The sequence below is a fragment of the Bradyrhizobium sp. SZCCHNR1051 genome (genome assembly GCF_032489615.1).
In the GTDB taxonomy this organism is placed as follows: domain Bacteria; phylum Pseudomonadota; class Alphaproteobacteria; order Rhizobiales; family Xanthobacteraceae; genus Bradyrhizobium.
Genome location: NZ_JAUEYJ010000001.1, coordinates 18,865 through 36,791, shown reverse-complemented (window position 1 = coordinate 36,791; position 17,927 = coordinate 18,865). Strand labels below are relative to the sequence as shown.

The 17,927-nt window shown below is 66.0% G+C and carries 16 protein-coding genes; 3 read left to right on the top strand and 13 right to left on the bottom strand.

Translation table 11 applies throughout. The features are described from left to right. Positions 1 to 22: 22 nt before the first annotated feature. Both QW868_RS00165 and QW868_RS00160 read right to left on the bottom strand, forming a co-directional pair. Entirely contained in the window at positions 23 to 259 is a 237-nt protein-coding gene (locus QW868_RS00165) for a helix-turn-helix transcriptional regulator (protein WP_315711932.1), read from the bottom strand. 6 nt (positions 260 to 265) lie between these two features. After that, positions 266 to 814: a DUF2975 domain-containing protein gene (locus QW868_RS00160; RefSeq protein ID WP_315779930.1), complete on the bottom strand. Its 549-nt coding sequence runs from the start codon at positions 812 to 814 to the stop codon at positions 266 to 268. Between the two features lie 163 nt (positions 815 to 977). Between QW868_RS00160 and QW868_RS00155 the strand changes: the two genes are divergently transcribed. Next, a complete protein-coding gene (locus QW868_RS00155; RefSeq protein WP_316229645.1) occupies positions 978 to 1,475 on the top strand; it encodes a hypothetical protein in 498 nt (165 codons plus the stop codon). A gap of 5 nt (positions 1,476 to 1,480) precedes the next feature. On the opposite strand, the gene QW868_RS00150 is transcribed toward QW868_RS00155, so the two are convergent. From QW868_RS00150 to QW868_RS00120, 7 genes are all read right to left on the bottom strand, one after another. Further along, on the bottom strand, positions 1,481 to 2,110 hold the full coding sequence (locus QW868_RS00150; RefSeq protein WP_315779928.1) for an antibiotic biosynthesis monooxygenase family protein: 630 nt from the start codon (positions 2,108 to 2,110) through the stop codon (positions 1,481 to 1,483). Positions 2,111 to 2,290: 180 nt separating this feature from the next. Then, positions 2,291 to 3,088: an MBL fold metallo-hydrolase gene (locus QW868_RS00145; RefSeq protein ID WP_315811023.1), complete on the bottom strand. Its 798-nt coding sequence runs from the start codon at positions 3,086 to 3,088 to the stop codon at positions 2,291 to 2,293. Further along, a complete protein-coding gene (locus QW868_RS00140) occupies positions 3,085 to 3,876 on the bottom strand; it encodes a TatD family hydrolase (RefSeq protein WP_316229644.1) in 792 nt (263 codons plus the stop codon). The genes QW868_RS00145 and QW868_RS00140 overlap by 4 nt, the downstream gene beginning before the upstream one ends. Then, positions 3,876 to 5,930 (bottom strand): methionine--tRNA ligase, encoded by a 2,055-nt coding sequence (gene metG, locus QW868_RS00135; protein WP_316229643.1) that lies wholly within the window; start codon positions 5,928 to 5,930, stop codon positions 3,876 to 3,878. Before metG ends, QW868_RS00140 begins: the two co-directional genes overlap by 1 nt. 70 nt (positions 5,931 to 6,000) lie before the next feature. Next, on the bottom strand, positions 6,001 to 7,041 hold the full coding sequence (locus tag QW868_RS00130) for a DNA polymerase III subunit delta' (protein ID WP_315774775.1): 1,041 nt from the start codon (positions 7,039 to 7,041) through the stop codon (positions 6,001 to 6,003). Then, positions 7,038 to 7,718 (bottom strand): dTMP kinase, encoded by a 681-nt coding sequence (gene tmk / locus QW868_RS00125; RefSeq protein WP_315779918.1) that lies wholly within the window; start codon positions 7,716 to 7,718, stop codon positions 7,038 to 7,040. The genes QW868_RS00130 and tmk overlap by 4 nt, the downstream gene beginning before the upstream one ends. 4 nt (positions 7,719 to 7,722) lie before the next feature. Further along, positions 7,723 to 8,928: a D-alanyl-D-alanine carboxypeptidase family protein gene (locus QW868_RS00120; RefSeq protein ID WP_316229642.1), complete on the bottom strand. Its 1,206-nt coding sequence runs from the start codon at positions 8,926 to 8,928 to the stop codon at positions 7,723 to 7,725. Positions 8,929 to 9,146: 218 nt separating this feature from the next. On the opposite strand from QW868_RS00120, the gene QW868_RS00115 reads away from it, so the two are divergent. Next, on the top strand, positions 9,147 to 10,100 hold the full coding sequence (locus QW868_RS00115) for an alpha/beta hydrolase (RefSeq protein ID WP_316229641.1): 954 nt from the start codon (positions 9,147 to 9,149) through the stop codon (positions 10,098 to 10,100). Here QW868_RS00115 and QW868_RS00110 read toward each other — a convergent pair. From QW868_RS00110 to QW868_RS00095, 4 genes are all read right to left on the bottom strand, one after another. Beyond that, a complete protein-coding gene (locus tag QW868_RS00110) occupies positions 10,097 to 10,615 on the bottom strand; it encodes a GNAT family N-acetyltransferase (protein WP_316229640.1) in 519 nt (172 codons plus the stop codon). The genes QW868_RS00115 and QW868_RS00110 overlap by 4 nt on opposite strands. A gap of 18 nt (positions 10,616 to 10,633) precedes the next feature. After that, positions 10,634 to 11,182: a phage tail protein gene (locus QW868_RS00105; protein WP_315774770.1), complete on the bottom strand. Its 549-nt coding sequence runs from the start codon at positions 11,180 to 11,182 to the stop codon at positions 10,634 to 10,636. A gap of 62 nt (positions 11,183 to 11,244) precedes the next feature. Then, entirely contained in the window at positions 11,245 to 11,772 is a 528-nt protein-coding gene (locus tag QW868_RS00100; RefSeq protein ID WP_315711949.1) for a phage tail protein, read from the bottom strand. Positions 11,773 to 11,901: 129 nt separating this feature from the next. Further along, positions 11,902 to 12,444 carry a phage tail protein gene (locus tag QW868_RS00095; RefSeq protein WP_315797419.1) on the bottom strand — a complete coding sequence of 181 codons (543 nt, stop codon included), beginning with the start codon at positions 12,442 to 12,444 and terminating at the stop codon, positions 11,902 to 11,904. A gap of 1,026 nt (positions 12,445 to 13,470) precedes the next feature. Between QW868_RS00095 and QW868_RS00090 the strand changes: the two genes are divergently transcribed. After that, positions 13,471 to 17,901: an IPT/TIG domain-containing protein gene (locus tag QW868_RS00090; protein WP_316229639.1), complete on the top strand. Its 4,431-nt coding sequence runs from the start codon at positions 13,471 to 13,473 to the stop codon at positions 17,899 to 17,901. Positions 17,902 to 17,927: the final 26 nt, after the last annotated feature.

Genomic DNA, 17,927 nt, shown 5'->3' with positions numbered 1-17,927 from the left:
GAGGCGCGCGCGTGCGCCTCGCTCATGCGGTCTCCGGCGTGGTGGTGTCTTCGTTGCCTCTGCGATACTCGAGAATGTCACCGGGCTGGCAGCGCAGCACCTCACAGATCAGCGCAAGGGTGTCGAAACGCACGCCCTTCACCCGGCCCGATTTCAAGAGCGAGACGTTCTGCTCGGTGATACCGATGCGTTCGGCGAGCTCCTTGGATCGCATCTTGCGGCGCGCCAGCATGACGTCGAGATTGACGATGATCGGCATCACGTCTCACACGATGCTGGCGTTCTCTTCGGCGATCCGGGTCGCCTCAGCCATGACCCAGGCGACGGCGAGCAGCACGCTGCCAACGATCAGCGCGATGTAGTCGTTGACCGAGAGCGCGATACCGAGTTGCCGGCTGCCAGGCGGATTGCTGATGGTGAAGGCGATCAGCAGGGCCGTCGACGACAGCGGACCAAGCAAGGCCTGCGCCAGGACTGTGACGGCGAAATCGCGCAAGCGGCGCGCTGTCGCCAGCGTGAAAACCATCCCTTCCGCAAAATCCAGGAACAGGGCTCTCACCCGCCACAACCCGTACAGCATCACGCCGACCGGGATCGCAGTCACCGCCGCGCCCAAAAGCACGCGATCCGGCGTGGTTTGCAGCTCCGCGCCAGCCGTGCCGAGGCGCGCCAGGAGCAGACCTCTCGTCCACTCCGGAATCATAAAGACGAGACACGTCGCGGCGGCGATCAAGACGATGCCGAGTCCCGTGATCCAGGCCATTACCCGGGAGAAGTGGCGCAGGCGACGGGATTGATCCGCACGGTCCACCATAACGAGCCTCCTATTGACCAGTGAATAATTTATCGTATTACGATAATTAATGACTGTCAAACGAAGGCTCCTCCTCATGCCCATGCATCCCTTCCAGCGGCTCGTTCTGGCCATCGGACTAACGTTGAGCGCTGTTGGTTGTGGCCATATGCCGGTGACCTCAATGGTCAAGCTGGCCCGGGTCGATTTCCAGACCAGCGACCCCGCACAGCTGCGCGCGGCCGTGAGACTGCCCACGAGTCTGCGGCCGCTGCCAGGTGGCGTGGTGCTGAGGATTGCCGTGAAACGCGGGCGCGGCGCGGAACAGCAGCGGGACTTCGTGCTGCGGGAAATTCCGGATCCCCCGGCTCTGGCGCAGGAGGCCGGAGCCGGCACGCGCATCTACGCCTACCGCCTCGAGGAGGCCGACACGGCGCGTCTACAGTCTTTTCGCGCCGAGCTGATGGCGGAAAAGAACTCTGCCGGTGGCGGATCGATCACGATCTCGGTCGCGCCGAAGGCCTGCACCACCGTAGCGCTGCCGGCTGGCCCCATCAACTTCACGACCTATCTGAGGACATCGGAGACCATCGACTATGTGACGCTGGCACGTGACGCCGATCTGCGCTCGATTGCTCCTGATCAGGCCGTGGTCGATGGCATTCCGCGCTGCCCCACCTGAGCTCGCTACGCGTCTCGTGTCTTCTCCGCGTAATATTGCGGCGCCTCGCGGCGGTCGTACATGCCGTAGTCGCGGGTGACCTCGACGATACGGATGTTGTCGGCACCCGGCTCGGTGAGCAATTGTTTGCTCAGCGCAAGGCCGGTGGCCTCGTCCGGCAGCTCGACGAGATGCGCGAAGCGGCCCTCGCGATAGACGCTCGAGAAGCTCGCGACCGGCAGGTCGGTCACGCTGCCCAACTGCGGCCTCGCCGTCTCGACGGCCAGCACATACGTCGGCGCCCGCCGCTTCGGATCATTGTAGGTGCCGCGCCGCTCCGGCTGCCAGGCGGCCTGCCCTGGCTTCACCTCGTGGACCAACTCGGCGATACGCAGGCGATAGTCCGAGAACACCTTGTCGCGGCCGAGGGTCTGGATGTCGTGATGATGGGCGTGGACGCGCCAGGCGGTCATGGCGCCCTCGTCCTGCCAGATCTGATAGGACAGGATCAGATTGTCGCGCGACAGGCTCCGGAAGCGATCGAGGAACAGGCAGCCGCCGAGCGCATCCAGCTCGGGCCGCAGCGCCGCCGCGAGCTGCAGATACTGGTCGAGCCGGCCCGGCTTGACCTCGACCTCGAAGAACAGCGACAGCATGACGGTGCCTCCATCTATTCGGCTGCGGGGCTGTATGCACCAAGCCGGGTAGCCGGTGCACTCGCTATCCATGATCGTCATTGCGAGCGAAGCGAAGCAATCCAGGGTCATTCCGACGACTCTGGATTGCTTCGTCGCCTTCGGCTCCTCGCAATGACGGCCTTGGGTGGCCGACGCGCCCTAACCGACCTCCAACCGCATCCCGTCATACGCCGGCACCACGCCCGCCGGCAGGCTCTGGCGCAGCACCTCGTAGTCGAGATCGGCGGTCATGTTGGTGATGACGGCGCGCTTCGGCTTGAATCGTTCGATCCAGGCCAGCGCGTCGCTGACCGAGAAATGGCTCGGATGCGATGCGGGGCGCAGGCCGTCGACGATCCAGATGTCGAGATCCTCGAGCGCTCCCCAGCTCTCCTCCGGAATGTCGTTGAGATCCGGCGTGTAGGCGGCGTTGCCGATGCGATAGCCGAGCGCGGGGATGTTGCCGTGCTGGACCAGGAACGCCGTCAGCTTCAGCTCGCCGCCCTTGCCTTCCACCGCCTGGGTCTCGCCCGCCTCGATCGCGTGCTGGGTCAGGATCGGCGGATAGTCGCTTCCCGGTGGCGAGATGAAGCAATAGGAGAACCGGTGCATGATGTCCTTGGCGGTCGACTGGTTCAGGTAGACCGGAATCCGCCGCCGCTGATGCATCACCACCGAGCGCAGATCGTCGATGCCATGGGTCTGGTCGGCATGCTCGTGCGTGAGAAACACCGCGTCGATGTGATCGACTTGCGTATCGATCAACTGCTCGCGCAGATCCGGCGAGGTGTCGATGACCACGCGCGTCACGCCATGCGCTCCGCGGCGCTCAGCCAGAAGCGAGCAGCGCCTGCGGCGGTTCTTCGGGTTGTTGGGATCGCAGGCGCCCCACCCCAGCGCCGGGCGCGGCACGCCGGCCGAGGAGCCGCAGCCGAGGATGGTGAGCGTCAGCGTCATGCAGCCTCCTGTGGCCGCGGCACCTTCGAGAACAGCTTGAAGAAGGTCTCGGTGGTCTGGCGCGAGAACTCCTCGAGCGAGACGCCGCGCGCTTCTGCCAGCACCTTCGCGGTCTCGACGACGTAGGCGGGCTCGTTGCGCTTGCCGCGAAACTTGCCGGGCGCCAAATACGGCGCGTCGGTCTCGACCATGATGCGGTCGGCCGGCACCTCGGCGGCGAGCGCGCGCAATGCCTCGGACTTCTTGAACGTCACGATGCCCGTGAACGAGATGTGCAGTCCAAGATCGATCGCCTTCATCGCCAGCTCACGCCCGCCGGTGTAGCAATGCAGCACGGCCTGGAAAGGTCCGCGCGCCATCTCCTCCTCGAGGATACGGCTGCACTGCGCGTCGGCCTCGCGGGTGTGGATCACCAGCGGCAGGCCTGTTTCACGGGCGGCTGCAATATGCGCGCGGAACCCGCGCTCCTGGGCGTCCTTCGAGCCGTGATCGTAGAAATTGTCGAGCCCGGCCTCGCCGAGCGCGACCACCTTGGGATGACGGGTCAAGGCAATCAGCTCCGCGGCCGGGATGCCGTCCTCCTCATCCGCATTGTGCGGATGGGTGCCGACCGAACAATAGACATTCTCGAACCGCTCGGCGATGGCGAGCAGCTCAGGCAACCGCCGCACCCGCGTCGAGATCGTCACCAGGCGGCCGACGCCGGCGGCCGCGGCGCGCGCGACGATGCCATCCAGATCCTCGGCGAAATCTGGAAAGTCCAGATGGCAATGGCTGTCGACCAGCATCACGCCGCCGTCGGCTCGATGTAGCGCGGGAACACCGCCTGGGGCGCCGGCAGTTGCGTGCCGGCCGCAATCCTGACCTCGCCGCCGAGCTGCGCGAAATTCCGTTCGTCCTCGGGGATGCCGAGGCTGTCGAGCAGCTTTGCCGAAGCTGCCGGCATGACCGGCTGGGTCAGGATCGCGACCTGACGGATCACCTCGGCGGTGACATAGAGCACCGTGTGCTGGCGCGGCGGATCGGTCTTCGCCAGTGCCCAGGGCGCCTCACCCGCGAAATAGCGGTTGGCCTCGGCCACGACCGACCAGACCGCATTGAGCCATTGGTGGATCTGCTGCGTCGCCATGGCTTTCCGTGCGGCGCCGATCATCGCGTCGGCCTCCGCCAGGATCGCCTTGTCGTTGGCCGAGAACTCGCCGGGCTCCGGCAGCACGCCGCCGAGCTGCTTTGCGATCATCGACAGCGAGCGCTGCGCGAGGTTGCCGAGGTCGTTGGCGAGATCGGCGTTGATGCGCGCGACGATCGCCTCGTGATTGTAGTTGCCGTCCTGGCCGAACGGCACCTCGCGCAGGAAGAAGTAGCGGAGCTGGTCGACGCCATACTGGTCGGCGAGATTGAACGGGTCGACGACGTTGCCGACCGATTTCGACATCTTCTCGCCCCTGTTGAACAGGAAGCCGTGCGCATAGACCCGCTTCGGCACCGGCACGCCGGCCGACATCAGGAACGCCGGCCAGTACACCGCATGGAAGCGGATGATGTCCTTGCCGATGACGTGCACGTCGGCCGGCCAGTATTTCCAGTTCGCATCGCTCCCGTCGGGAAAGCCGACGCCGGTGATGTAGTTGGTCAGCGCGTCGACCCACACATACATCACGTGCTCGTCGTCATGCGGCACCCGGACGCCCCAATCGAACGTCGTGCGCGAGATCGACAGGTCCTTCAGCCCGCCCTTGACGAAGCTGATGATCTCGTTGCGCCGCGCGTCCGGCCCGATGAAATCGGGCTGGCTGTCATACAGCGCCAGCAGCTTCTCCTGATAGGCCGACAGGCGGAAGAAATAGCTCTTCTCCTCGACCCATTCGACCGGCGTGCCCTGCGGTCCGCGGCGGACGTTGTCCTCGCCGACGACGGTCTCATCCTCGGCGTAATAGGCCTCGTCGCGTACCGAGTACCAACCCGCATAGCTGTCGGCATAGATGTCGCCATTCTCGCGCATGCGGTTCCAGATCGCCTGGACGGAGCGATGATGCGCGGGCTCGGTGGTGCGGATGAAGCGGTCGAACGAGACGTTCAGTCGCTCGTCCATGTCGCGGAAGCGGCCGGCGTTGCGGGTCGCCAGCTCCGATGGCGTCAGCCCCTCGTTCTGCGCGGTCTGCACCATCTTCAGCCCGTGCTCGTCGGTGCCGGTCAGGAAGTACACGTCCTTGCCGTCGAGCCGCGCAAAGCGCGCGATGGCGTCGGTCGCGATCGCCTCATAGGCGTGGCCGATATGAGGGTTGCCGTTGGGATAGGCGATCGCTGTCGTGACGTAGAAGGTGTTCTTGTCGACGGGAGCTGCGGCGACCTGCGCTACGACCTCGTCGATCTCGACGACCACGACGGCATCGACCTTCGGCTTGCGCGGTGCCTTCGGCTTCGCGGCGCGTGGCGGCTTCGGCGCTTCAACGATGGCCGGCGCGGCCTTCCTCGGTGCGGTCGGCTGCTTCGGAGCGGCGGGCTGCTTCGCTGCCGATGGCTTGTTCGTTGCTGCCGCGGGCTTGGGCGCGGTCTTCTTGACCGGCGGTGTGGCAGGCTTTGCCGCGGCCTTCTTGGCTGGCGCCTTCACAGCTTTCTTGACAGCTTTCTTGGCCGCGCTCGCCGCCGGGGCTTTGCTCTTGGCTTTCGCGGGCGCCGTCTTGGATTTGGCGGTCTTTTTCTTGGCGCCCTTGTCCTTCGCTGCCTTCGCTTTGGACGCGCTGGTCTTGCCCTTCGCGGGCGCCTTGGCGGCAGCCTTCTTCGCGGCGCTCTTGCCCGCGGGCTTGCCCTTCTTCACGGTGGTCTTGCTGGCCTTCGCCACGGCAAATTCCTCTTTGACGACGTCGGTCGACGGATTGATCCTGATGATCCCGGGATGATGGTCGGCGCGGTTACCGCGTGGCTTCGGCGAGCATCCCGAACACCGAGAAAACCAGCGGTTTTCGCTCCAGATTATAGGATTCGGTGTCGCGCGCGGCGCGGACGATCTTTTCCCATACCTCCGCCAGCCGTGCAAGGCGCGGCAGTTCCGCGTTCGGATCTGCGGCCCGCAGCCGCTCCGCCACCCAGCGCTCGATGCTGTCGAGGAAGCTTGCCAGCGCGACGCGGTCGCTGGTGCCGAGCGCATCGCCCAGGGCATGCAGCTCGCCCGGGTCGATCCGGGGCAGGCTCGCGAGCAGCGCGGCGGTCCGGGTCTGCAGCTGCAGCCCGTCGCCGCCCAACAGCATCAGGGTCCGCGCGACGCTGCCCTCGGAAGCCCTGGCGGCCTCGCGCAGCGCCGGATCGGCTCCGTCCATTCCGGTGGCCTCGGCCGCGGCGCTGACGACGTCGTCGGTCGACAACGCCCGCAGCGCCAGCCGGCGGCAGCGCGATTTGATGGTGGCGAGCACCCGTGCCGGCGCGTGGCTGACCAGCAGGAACAGCGACTGCTGCGGCGGCTCCTCGAGGATCTTGAGGAGCGCGTTGGCCGCGTTGGGATTGAGTTCGTCGACGGTGTCGACGATGCACACCCGCCAGCCCTCGACCGCCGCCGTCGAGCCGAAGAACGAGATCGTCTCGCGGGTCTCGTCCACGGTGATGACGGTGCGCAGCACGCCCTTGTCGTTGGCCGAGCGCTCCAAGGTGAGCAGCCCGCCATGAGCCTCGGAGGCGATCAGGCGCGCGACGTGGTCCTCCGCATCGACGTACAACGAATCGGCAGCACGCACCTCGGCGGTGGTGGGATCGCGGTGGGCCAGCACGAAGCGCGCCATGCGGTAGGCCAAGGTGGCCTTGCCGATGCCTTGTGGGCCGCCGATCAGCCAGGCATGCGCCATCCGTCCGCTGCGGTAGGCGGAAAGCAGCGCCGCCTCGGCGTCGCGATGCCCGAACAAGGCGGTGGTTTCGCGTGGATGGCGGACCGCGATCTCCGGCTCGACCTTGCGTGCGCTCATGACGCCGCCGCCACTTCCGTGAACAGGCGCTCGCGCACGGCGTCCCAAACGAGCTGCGAGACCGTTTCCGCGCTCGCCGTCGCGTCGATCAGCACGCAGCGCCGGGGATCCTCGGCGGCGATCTTGTGAAAGGCGTCGCGCAGCCCCTTGTGGAACTTGATGTCTTCGCCTTCGAACCGGTCCGGGGTTCCGGCGCCGCGCCGCGCCCCGGCACGCTTGAGACCGATCTCGACGGGAACATCGAGGATGAGGGTCAGATCCGGCTTGAGGTCGCCGATCGTCACCCGCTGCATCGCATTGAGCACGTCCGGCGCGACCTTGCCTTGGCTGCCCTGGTAGGCCCGGGTCGAATCGAAGAAGCGATCGCACAGCACCCAGCTGCCCTGGTTCAGCGCCGGCAGAATCACGTTGCGGACATGGTCGTCGCGCGCGGCGGCAAACAGCAGCGTCTCGGCTTCCGGGCCCAGCAGCCTGCCCATGCCCGACAGCACGAGGTGGCGCATGATCTCCGCGCCCGGTGAGCCCCCGGGCTCGCGGGTCAGGACCAGGCGCACACCCTCTTTCTGCAGATGGTCCGCCAGCATCTTGATCTGCGTCGATTTTCCGGCGCCCTCGCCGCCCTCGAAGGTGACGAATCGGCCGCGGCCAGGACCACGTTTCAAAGCTGCTTCCGCCATGTCTCTAGAGCTTCTCGGCCCCGGCGCGGAACATCCCGATCACGAGCTCGCTGACCCCATCGATCGCACGCCGCATCGTGGACCCCTTGCCCACCGCTTCCGCAGCATAGACAGGGGCCTCCATGGCGATATTGGGGCCGCGCCAAACCCTGACAACCCCGACCTTCTGCCGGGGCTCGACGGGAGCCCTGACCGGGCCACTGTAGACGATGCGGGCGATCAGCTTGTCGCCGCCGTTCTTCTGCACCATGACCTTGACCGGCACCGGGCTCGACAGCTTGACCGAGCGGCTCTCGCCGCCGAACACCTTGGCGTAGCCGATCGGCTGCTCCGCGGCGAACAGGGTGCGGGTCTCGAAATTGCGGAAGCCCCATTCCAGCATCTTCTTGGCCTCGGTGGCGCGGTCCTCGGAATCCTCCAGGCCATTGACGACCACGATCAGCCGCGTGCCGTTCTGCACGGCCGAGCCGACCATGCCGTAGCCGCCTTCCTTGGTGTAGCCGGTCTTGAGGCCGTCGGCGCCCTCCATCGCGTTCAGCAGCGGGTTGCGGTTCTGCTGCCGGATCTTGTTCCAGGTGAACTCCTTCTCGCCGAAGATCTTATAGAACTCCGGGAAATCCAGGATGATGTGCCGGGCGAGCATGGCAAGCTCGCGAACCGTCATCTTGTTGCCGGGATCCGGCAGCCCGTTGGAATTGGCGAAGGTCGATTTGGTGAGGCCGAGCTCGCGCGCCCGCTTGGTCATGTAGTCGGCGGCGAAGATCTTCTCGTTGCCGGCCATGCCCTCGGCGAGCGCGATGCAGGCGTCGTTGCCGCTCTGGATGATGGCGCCGTGCAGGAGGTCGCTCACCGACACCTTGCTGTTGAGCGCGGCGAACATCGTCGAGGTGCCGGAGGGCGCCCCGCCCCGGCGCCAGGCATTCTCGCTGATGCGGTATTCGTCATTGAGCTTGATCGTGCCCTCCTTGACGGCGTTGAACACCACCTCGGCGGTCATCAGCTTCATCATGCTGGAGGGCGCCCGCAGCTCGTCCGCATTCTTCTCGAACAGCACGCTGCCGCTGTTGGCCTCGATCAGGATCGCGGTCGGCGCATCGCCGTCGAAGCCGCCATCCTCCTTGCGCGCGCCCTGGACGCTCTGGTTGGCAGCGAAAAGCGCACCGCTCCAGCCGACGGCAACCGCCACGGCCAAGGCGACGAGCGCACGCATCGTCCGTCCGGACGTGAAACCGGCGCGACGCAGCGGTAAGGTCATGAAATCCATCGGCTAAGCTCTGGAGCGCACTGGGAATCTAGCAGCTGCGGGGGGCGCAAACAACTCGGCAATCCCGCGGATCAGACCGCTCTCCCGTGGATTTGCACGGCCTTTCGCGCGGTGCGATACGTCCTGGGCCGGCAATCAAAGGTCGAGCAATCAAGGGGGAAACGGTGTCATCGACGCGGATCATCAAGGCCAACGGAATCGAGCTGTTCGTGCGCGAACAGGGCGAAGGTCCGCTTGTCGTGCTGTGCCACGGCTGGCCCGAACTGTCATATTCGTGGCGGCACCAGATCCCTGCCCTTGCCGCTGCGGGCTATCGGGTCGTGGCGCCCGACATGCGCGGGTTCGGCCGCTCGCAGGCGCCTGACCACATCGGCGCCTACACCATCTTCGACGCGGTCGGAGACGTGGTCGGACTGGTCGGGGCGCTCGGCGAGCGCCAGGCCGTCATCATTGGCCACGACTGGGGCGCGCCGGTCGCCTGGCATGCGGCGCTGTTCCGACCGGACCTGTTCAGGGCCGTTGCCGGACTGAGCGTGCCGCCGCCGTTCCGCGGCCGCAGCCGGCCGCTCGAGACGCTCCGCGCCGGCGGCATCGAGAATTTCTACTGGCAGTATTTTCAAACGCCCGGCGCGGCCGAGGCCGAGCTCGAGCGCGACGTGGCGCTGACGATGCGCACCATGCTGGCGCGCGGCTTCTCCGATCCGCAGTCGCTGTTCGTCGCACCGGACAAAGGCTTTCTCGGCGACGTGACGCCGGATCTCGCTCTGCCGGCGTGGCTGAGCGAGGCCGACCTCGCAGAGTTCGTCGCGGCCTATCGCGCCTCCGGCTTTCGCGGCGGCCTGAACTGGTACCGCAACATCGATCGCAACTGGGAGCTCACCGCGCCGTGGCAGGACGCGCAGATCCGCCAGCCGTCGCTGTTCATCGCCGGCAGCGAGGACGCGGTCGTGACCGGGATCATCGGTGCCAAGCGCGTTCAGGAGATGACGCGCGTGCTGCCGGATCTCCGGCGCAAGCTGATCATCGACGGCGCCGGGCACTGGATCCAGCAGGAATGCGCTGCCGAGGTGAATGCGGCGCTGATTGCGTTCCTGCGCGAGGTGGCTCCTGCTCGCTAGCACGCGAGCGACCGCTCCATCGTGCGATGCGACGCCGTCGCCTCGTCCGCGACGTCGCGGAAGCCAAGCCGGACGTAGAACCTTATCGCGTCCTCATTCGTCGTCGCGACCGCGAGCGAGAGCACCTCGGCGCCCTGCTCCCGTGCCGCCGTGGCGACCGCCTGCATGATCTCGCGTCCGACACCCGCGTTGCGCGCGCCCGGCAGCAGCGCGAGATCGACCGCGTGCCATCTCTGCGCCGCGCGGTCGAGCAGCAGCCGCCCGACCGGCGCGCCGTCACGGAGGATGATCAGCGATTGCGCCGCAGGACACTGCGCCGCATGGCCCTCGACCTGTGCGCGATATTGCTGCGCCAGCACGAGGTCGAGCATAGCAGGCGGCAAGCCGGCTGCGGCAAGTTGCACGCCTTTGACGGATTTGAACAGATTGTGCAGGAACGGCTCGTCGGCGGCCTCGGCAAGCCGCAGCCGCAATCGGGCGTCGCGTGAGACTATCTCGGATTCGATCGTCGTCACGCCGACCGAGCTCACCGGTCAGGAGTTGTTGAACGACGGGTAGATGCCGGCATAGGCGATGCACCAGATCAGCGCCTGGGTCGGCTGCGTGTTGTCATGGGGAATGCCCTGCCCGGTCAACGTCATGGCGTTCGGTGCGAGCGTGGTGGTGCTCGGCAGCGGCACGAAACCATTGAAGATGGGATCGATGGCGGCCATGGTCCCGGCCGTTCCCGGACCAGGCGCCGCATTTGCGGCCGTCTTGCTCCCCAACTGCAGACCGTGGGTGTGCGCCGCCATCTCACTGGTGATCAGGCCGACCGTGCTGCTCCCGATCGATTCGCCGATCACGCGTGGCTGAAGGCCCGGGCCGTCGCCTTGACTGTTGGTGATGCAGCCGCTGAGGTTGGGCAGTTGAAAATTGCTGGTCCCATTGCCGCCGAAGGCGGTGCCGATCAACGCGAACAGGGGTGTGAATCGCTGGATCGGCACCAACTGGCCGAAGCATGGCAGCCAAGCCTGGTTGAAGCCCTGAGCAGCAAAGGTAAACGGGAAGGCCTGGATTTCGCCGATATACGGGTCCGACACGTGGTCTCTCCTCAAATCCAGTGAAGCGTGAAATCTGCCGACGCGCGTAGGACGAGGCGCGATCAGCCCGATGACGGAAAGATGCCGGCGAAGCAGATGCAGTAGTTGCCCACGACCGTTGGCATGATGTTGTTGTGCGGCAAACTGTTGCCTGCAAGCGCGACGCCGGCCGCCATCGTCTCATACGGCGCGGCGTCTGCTGCCGGCGCGTACAGATTTCCCGCTGACGCCGTCGCCAGGTGAACGGTCGCACCCGGCGTCTGCGTTTCCGCCGTGACGGTCGACGACATCAGCGCGTGGCTATGCGCGGGCATCTCGTTCTCGATCAGGACGTGTCCGTCCTCTCCGGCGATTTCGCCGAGCACATAGAGCGGCAGAGCCGGTCCCTGCCCCTGGCCAATCGGCACCCGGCCGCGCAGATCGGGCGCATTGAAGGTCTGCACGCCATCGCCGCCATAGGTGGTGCCGATGATGGCATAGAGCGTATCGTATTGTGCGATCGCCAGGCTTTGTCCATTGCAGGCCAGCCAGCCATCCGGCACCCGTGGAAACCCGAACAGCCGGATTTCGCCGATAAAGGGGTCTGACATCGCCGAAGTCCCTTTCAAGTATCGATTGCAAATCAATGTCGGGAACGTGTCGCCTCTCACGAAGCGCAGTTCGGGAAAGCTCAATCATGGAAGCGGTTTGCTGGAGCTGAACGCTTCGCGGTCGAAGTCTCAGTCGCGAGACGGAAAGACGCCGTTGAGCGCAATCATGTAGTTGATGACCAGGTACGGCTGCATGTTGTTATGAGCTTGATTGCCGCCTTCGTTGAGGACATTCGTGCCCGGCGCCAGCGGCACCTCGCCGCTGCCTGCGGTCACGAAAATAGACTTTGGGCCGGCTGGCGGAATGGTGTTGGTGCCGAACAGATTGTTGGTCGCCGAAGCGCCTCGTCCGGCTCCCTGCGCTGTCGATGCCAAAACGATGTGGTTATGGCTTGGAAGCTGCTGTGCGTTCAGGGTCACCGAAACCGTGCCGCTGGTCATGCCGGCAGGAAAGGTGCCGCTGCCGCCGGTGGATCCGAGAATCGCACGGCCGCGCAAGTCGGGCAGCGCGAACGTCCTGACGCCGTCACCACCGTAGTAGGTCCCGAGCAATGAAAACAGCGCCTGATTGGTCGGGATTGCCAGGAGCGCGCCGTTGCACAGCGCCCACCCTCTCGGCACCGTCGTGCCGGCAAAGGGCATGATCTGACCCAGGATGGGCTGTAGCGGCATGCTCCCCCCTCTTGCAGCAGGCGATGGATCGCCTTGTCATTGAAGCGCGGAATATCGACGCGCGGTGGATAAGAAAAACGCAGTGCGTCACGATGCATATGCTCGCAAAGATTGTTAGTGGGCGGAACCGGCGCCGTCAAGCCCGCACGCGCAGTCATCGAGAGCAACAACTTCTGGCAGTGTCGCTCGCAGCGAGCGGCGCTGAGTCGGCTGCCACGCAAGATGTGCTGCCGCGGGAGGGCGCGGCGGGCCCAGGCGGTTCCACCACACACTGCCCTGTTGCTGAGCTGCAACTGACGGTCGCAAAGTGCTCGCAATGGCTGGGTTTTGCCGGGAACAATCGTCTGCCTGCTTGCTCGCCGCGCACCGTCACGGCCTAATGCACGCAAACGACCTAATACACACAATAACAGTCGAATTTTTTATCAAAGAATTTGCAGCGGCATCGTCCAGCTCGAGGACGGGCCGCGAGGGGGCGTTGTGAATCTCACTGCCGGGATCTGGATGGTGGTCCGTGCCATGGGGTACGCATTCGCCCACGCTTTCGGCTTCTCGCTCGACAGACCGCCGGCACGCCCGTCCTCCCATGCGACAGCCTCTGCCTCCCGGCCCGGCAAAGCCGGCGCGCGGCGCTACGCCGTCGTCTCGGCAGTGGTCTCGGCAGTCGTGGGCCTCGTATCCTTTGCTGCAAGTGACGCCTGGGCTGCCAATTGCACGGCAGTGTCCGCATTGACGGTGTCGACGAGCATTCAGCTGAACTCGCAGATCACATTCAGCGTCAATGGCGCCACCGGTCCCGGCGCGACGCTCGTGCCGAAAACGGGCACACAATACAATCGAATCGCCAACAGCGGCCTGTACAATGCGTGCGGAACTGACACAAATACTGGTTTCCCGATTACAGGGGCCGGATCCGACACGTCCGCATCGATCGCTGGTTCGAATGGGGGCGTCTACACGATCACGCCGATAGAGACGATTGATCCCAATAACGGCAATGCCTACTACGTAACTTATAATCTGACGATGACGACGGCGCCGCCGACGACCTCCGACACGATCATTCTGAACTATTCGTCGACGACTGATGTTGGCACTGGCACGTTCGGCACCACCGATAGTGGCCTGACCATCTCGCTCTCGAACGTCACGCCCAGCCTCTCCGTCACCGCATTGTCACCGAGTTCCGGCCCGACCGCGGGCGGCAACTCGGTCGTCATCACCGGCACTGGATTCACGGGGACCACCGGCGCCGGCGGCGTGAAGTTCGGTTCGAACAATGCGACGAGCTACGTGGTCAACTCCAACACCCAGATCACGGCGGTCGCGCCGGCCGGGTCGGCGGGCACCGTCAATGTGACGGTCACCAATGGCGCCCCATCCCAGGCGGCGGCGGCGAATCAATACACCTATGTGGCCGCGCCCACGGTATCGTCGATCGCGCCGACATCGGGCCCCGGCTCCGGCGGTACATCTGTCGTCATCACCGGCACCGGCTTCACCGGCGCGACCGCGGTCAATTTCGGCGCCACGTCTGCGACCGGATTCACGGTCAACTCGGCCACCCAGATCACCGCGACGTCGCCGGCCGGCACCGGCACCGTCGATGTGACCGTCACCACTGTGGGCGGAACATCGGCCACGTCTGCCGCCGATCAGTTCACCTACATTCCCGCACCGACCGTGACCTCGATCTCGCCGACCTCGGGCCCCGGCGCCGGCGGCACCACGGTGACCATCACCGGCACGAACTTCACCGGCGCCACGGCAGTGAATTTCGGCGCCACGCCGGCGACCGGCTTCACGGTCGACTCGGCGACCTCGATCACCGCGACCTCGCCAGCGGGAACGGGCACAGTCGACGTCCGCATCACGACCGCCGGTGGCACCTCGGCCACTTCGGCTGCCGACCAGTTCACCTACATCCCCGCACCGACCGTCACCTCGATCTCGCCGACCTCGGGGCCGGTGGCCGGCGGCACGACGGTCACCATCACCGGCACGAACTTCACCGGCGCCACCGCGGTCAATTTCGGCGCCACGCCTGCCACCGGCTTCACGGTCAATTCCGCCACCTCGATCACCGCGACCTCGCCCGCTGGGACCGGTACGGTCGATGTCCGGGTGACGATTCCGATAGGCGGCACCTCGGCCACTTCGGCGTCGGATCAATTCACCTATGTTGCCGTGCCGACCGTGACCTCGATCTCGCCGACGGCAGGCCCGACGGCCGGCGCCACGACGGTGACGATCACCGGCACCGGCTTCACCGGCGTGACTGCAGTCAATTTCGGAGCGACGCCTGCGACCGGCTTCACGGTCAATTCCGCCACCTCGATGAGCGCAACATCGCCGGGCGGCACCGGCACTGTCGACGTGACCGTCACGACCGCTGGCGGAACGTCGGCCACCAGTGCCGCTGATCAATTCACCTACGTTGCCGCGCCGACGGTGACCTCAATCTCACCGACATCGGGGCCTGGTGCCGGCGGCACCTCGGTGACGATCACCGGCACCGGCTTCAGCGGGGCGACCGCGGTCAGTTTCGGCGCCACGCCGGCGACCGGCTTCACGGTCAACTCGGCCACCTCGATCAGCGCAATAGCGCCGGCCGGCACTGGGACCGTTGACATCAGGGTCACGACCGCCGGCGGCACCTCGGCGACCTCGGCAGCCGACCAGTTCACCTACATCCCCGCACCGACAGTCACCTCGATCTCGCCGACCTCGGGCCCCGGCGCCGGCGGCACCACGGTGACCATCACCGGCACCGGCTTCAGCGGGGTGACCGCGGTCAATTTCGGCGCCACGCCTGCAACCGGCTTCACGGTCAACTCGGCCACCTCGATCACCGCGACCTCGCCGGCCGGCACCGGCACCGCCGACATCAGGGTCACCACTGCAGGCGGGACCTCGGCGACTTCGGCGGCCGACCAGTTCACCTATATCGGCCCGCCGACCGTGACCTCGCTTTCGCCGACATCCGGGCCTGTCGCCGGCGGCACCTCGGTGACCATCACCGGCACCAGTTTCACAGGGGCGACCGCGGTCAATTTCGGCGCCACACCGGCGACCGGCTTCACGGTCAATTCCGCCACCTCGATCACGGCGACCTCACCGGCGGGGACCGGCACCGTCGACGTCCGCGTGACCACCCCGAGCGGCACCTCGGCGACGTCGGCCGCCGATCAGTTCACCTACTCGCCGGTACCGACCGTGACGTCGATCGCGCCGACTGCCGGGCCGTTGGCGGGGGGCACGTCGGTGACCATTACGGGCACCGGCTTCACGGGCACCACAGCGGTGAATTTCGGTGCGACGCCGGCGACAGGCTTTACGGTCAACTCGGCCACCTCGATCACCGCGACCGCACCCGCCGGCACGGGCACGATCGATGTGAGGGTGACCACCGCGGGCGGCACTTCGGCCACCTCTGCGGCCGATCAATTCACTTATATGACAGCTCCGACCGTCACCTCGGTCGCACCAACCTCCGGACCTGGGATCGGCGGCACCTCGGTCACCATCACCGGCACCGGCTTCACGGGGGCGACCGCGGTGAATTTCGGCGCCACCGCCGCGACCGGCTTCACGGTCAACTCGGCCACCTCGATCACCGCGACATCGCCAGCGGGGACCGGTACGGTCGACGTCAGGGTCACCACCGCCGGCGGCACCTCGCCGACCTCGGCGGCTGACCAGTTCACCTATATCGGCGCGCCCACCGTGACATCGATCTCGCCGACGTCAGGCCCCGCGGCCGGCGGCGCCACGGTCACCATCACCGGCACCGGCCTCGCCGGCACCACCGGTGCGGGAGGCGTGAAGTTCGGCGCCGTCAATGCGGCGAGCTACACCGTCAATTCCGCGACCTCGATTACGGCCACCTCGCCCCCCGGCACCGGGGCGGTCGATGTGACCGTGACCAACAACGGGCAGACGTCCGCGACCTCAGTCGCGGACCGGTTCACCTATTTGTCGGCGACGACGCGGACAACCCTGAGCTCGTCGCAGAACCCGAGCCAGGGCGGTCAACCCGTGACGTTCACGGCAACGGTCACAGGGTCGGGTGGAACGCCGACGGGCACGGTGACGTTCAGCGACAACGGCACACCGATCGGAACAGCGACGCTGAGCGGCGGCGTTGCGGCCTTCACCACATCCGCGCTGGCGGTCGGCAGCCACACCATCATCGCAAGCTATACCGGCAGCCCAACCTTTGCGGCGAGCACCTCACCCGGCCTTGCGCAGACCGTGAACGTTCCGCTCGACAGCGTCAGGCTTCGCGCGTTGCAGCTCAACGTCACCAAGATGGTGGCGCAGAACTCAGGCCAGGCCATTTCCGGGGCGATCGACGATGCCATCGCTGATGGCTTCAACGATGGCGGCGCGTTCGTGACGCCCAGCAACGGCCGCATGCGCTTCAATTTCTCGGCTGACCCGCGGGACCAGGACGACGCCGCGGCGGTCCCGAGCTCGGCCAATTCGGGCAGCAGCGCCTTTACAGACCGTGGCGGAAACCCCGGCCCGGGCGGCAGATCCGCCCGTGGCCGGTCGCGCATCGACAATGCCTTCGCAGCGATCGACCAGCAGACGCCGGAGAAGGCGTTGCCAAAGTGGCACGAGGACAAGCAGTGGCTGCTCTGGGCCGATGTGCGTGGCACCAACATCGACCGTTGGAGCACGACCAGCGCGTTCGGTGTCACTCAGGCAAGCCAAACCTCGCTCTACGGCCAGCAGCTCAACGCGCTGATGGGGTTGACCTACAAGGCGACGCCGAATGTCCTGATCGGCGTGCTCGGCGGGTATGAGACCTTCAGCTATACCGAGCAGGATATCAACGGGAAGCTCAAGGGAGACGGCTGGACGGTTGGCGCCTATCTCGGCTGGAAGATCTTGCCGACACTCCGCTACGATGCGACGGTCGCCTATTCCGGCATTGGCTATAACGGCACGGCCGGGACGGCGCAGGGCAATTTCAACGGCGAGCGCTGGATGGCGTCGACGGGACTGACGGGCATGTACAAGGCCTATGGCTTCCTGCTCGAGCCCTCGGCCAAGGTCTACGCGCTGTGGGAGCACCAGAATGCGTATACCGATTCGCTCGGCACCCGGCAGGGCACCAATGACTTCGCCAGCGGCCGCGCCTCCGGTGGCCTGAGAGCCGCCTACCCGGTGGCCTGGTTCGACAGCGGCATCGTGCTGACGCCGTTCGTCGGCATGTATGGCGACTATTACTTCAACAAAGAGGATGCCAACACGCTCGCCAACGGCGGCACCGGTCTGGCCTCGACCCCGCTGCTGCAGGGCTGGTCGGCGCGCGCCACGGGCGGTCTCGGCATCAGGACTCAGGGCGACGCCAGCGTCGGGCTCGGCGCCGAGTTGGGCGGCATCGGCAGCACCACCCGCGTCTGGACCTACTCGGCGAGAGCGCGCGTGCCGTTCTCGGCCCAATAAAGCTTTGCTGATCGCCGGAATCAAAA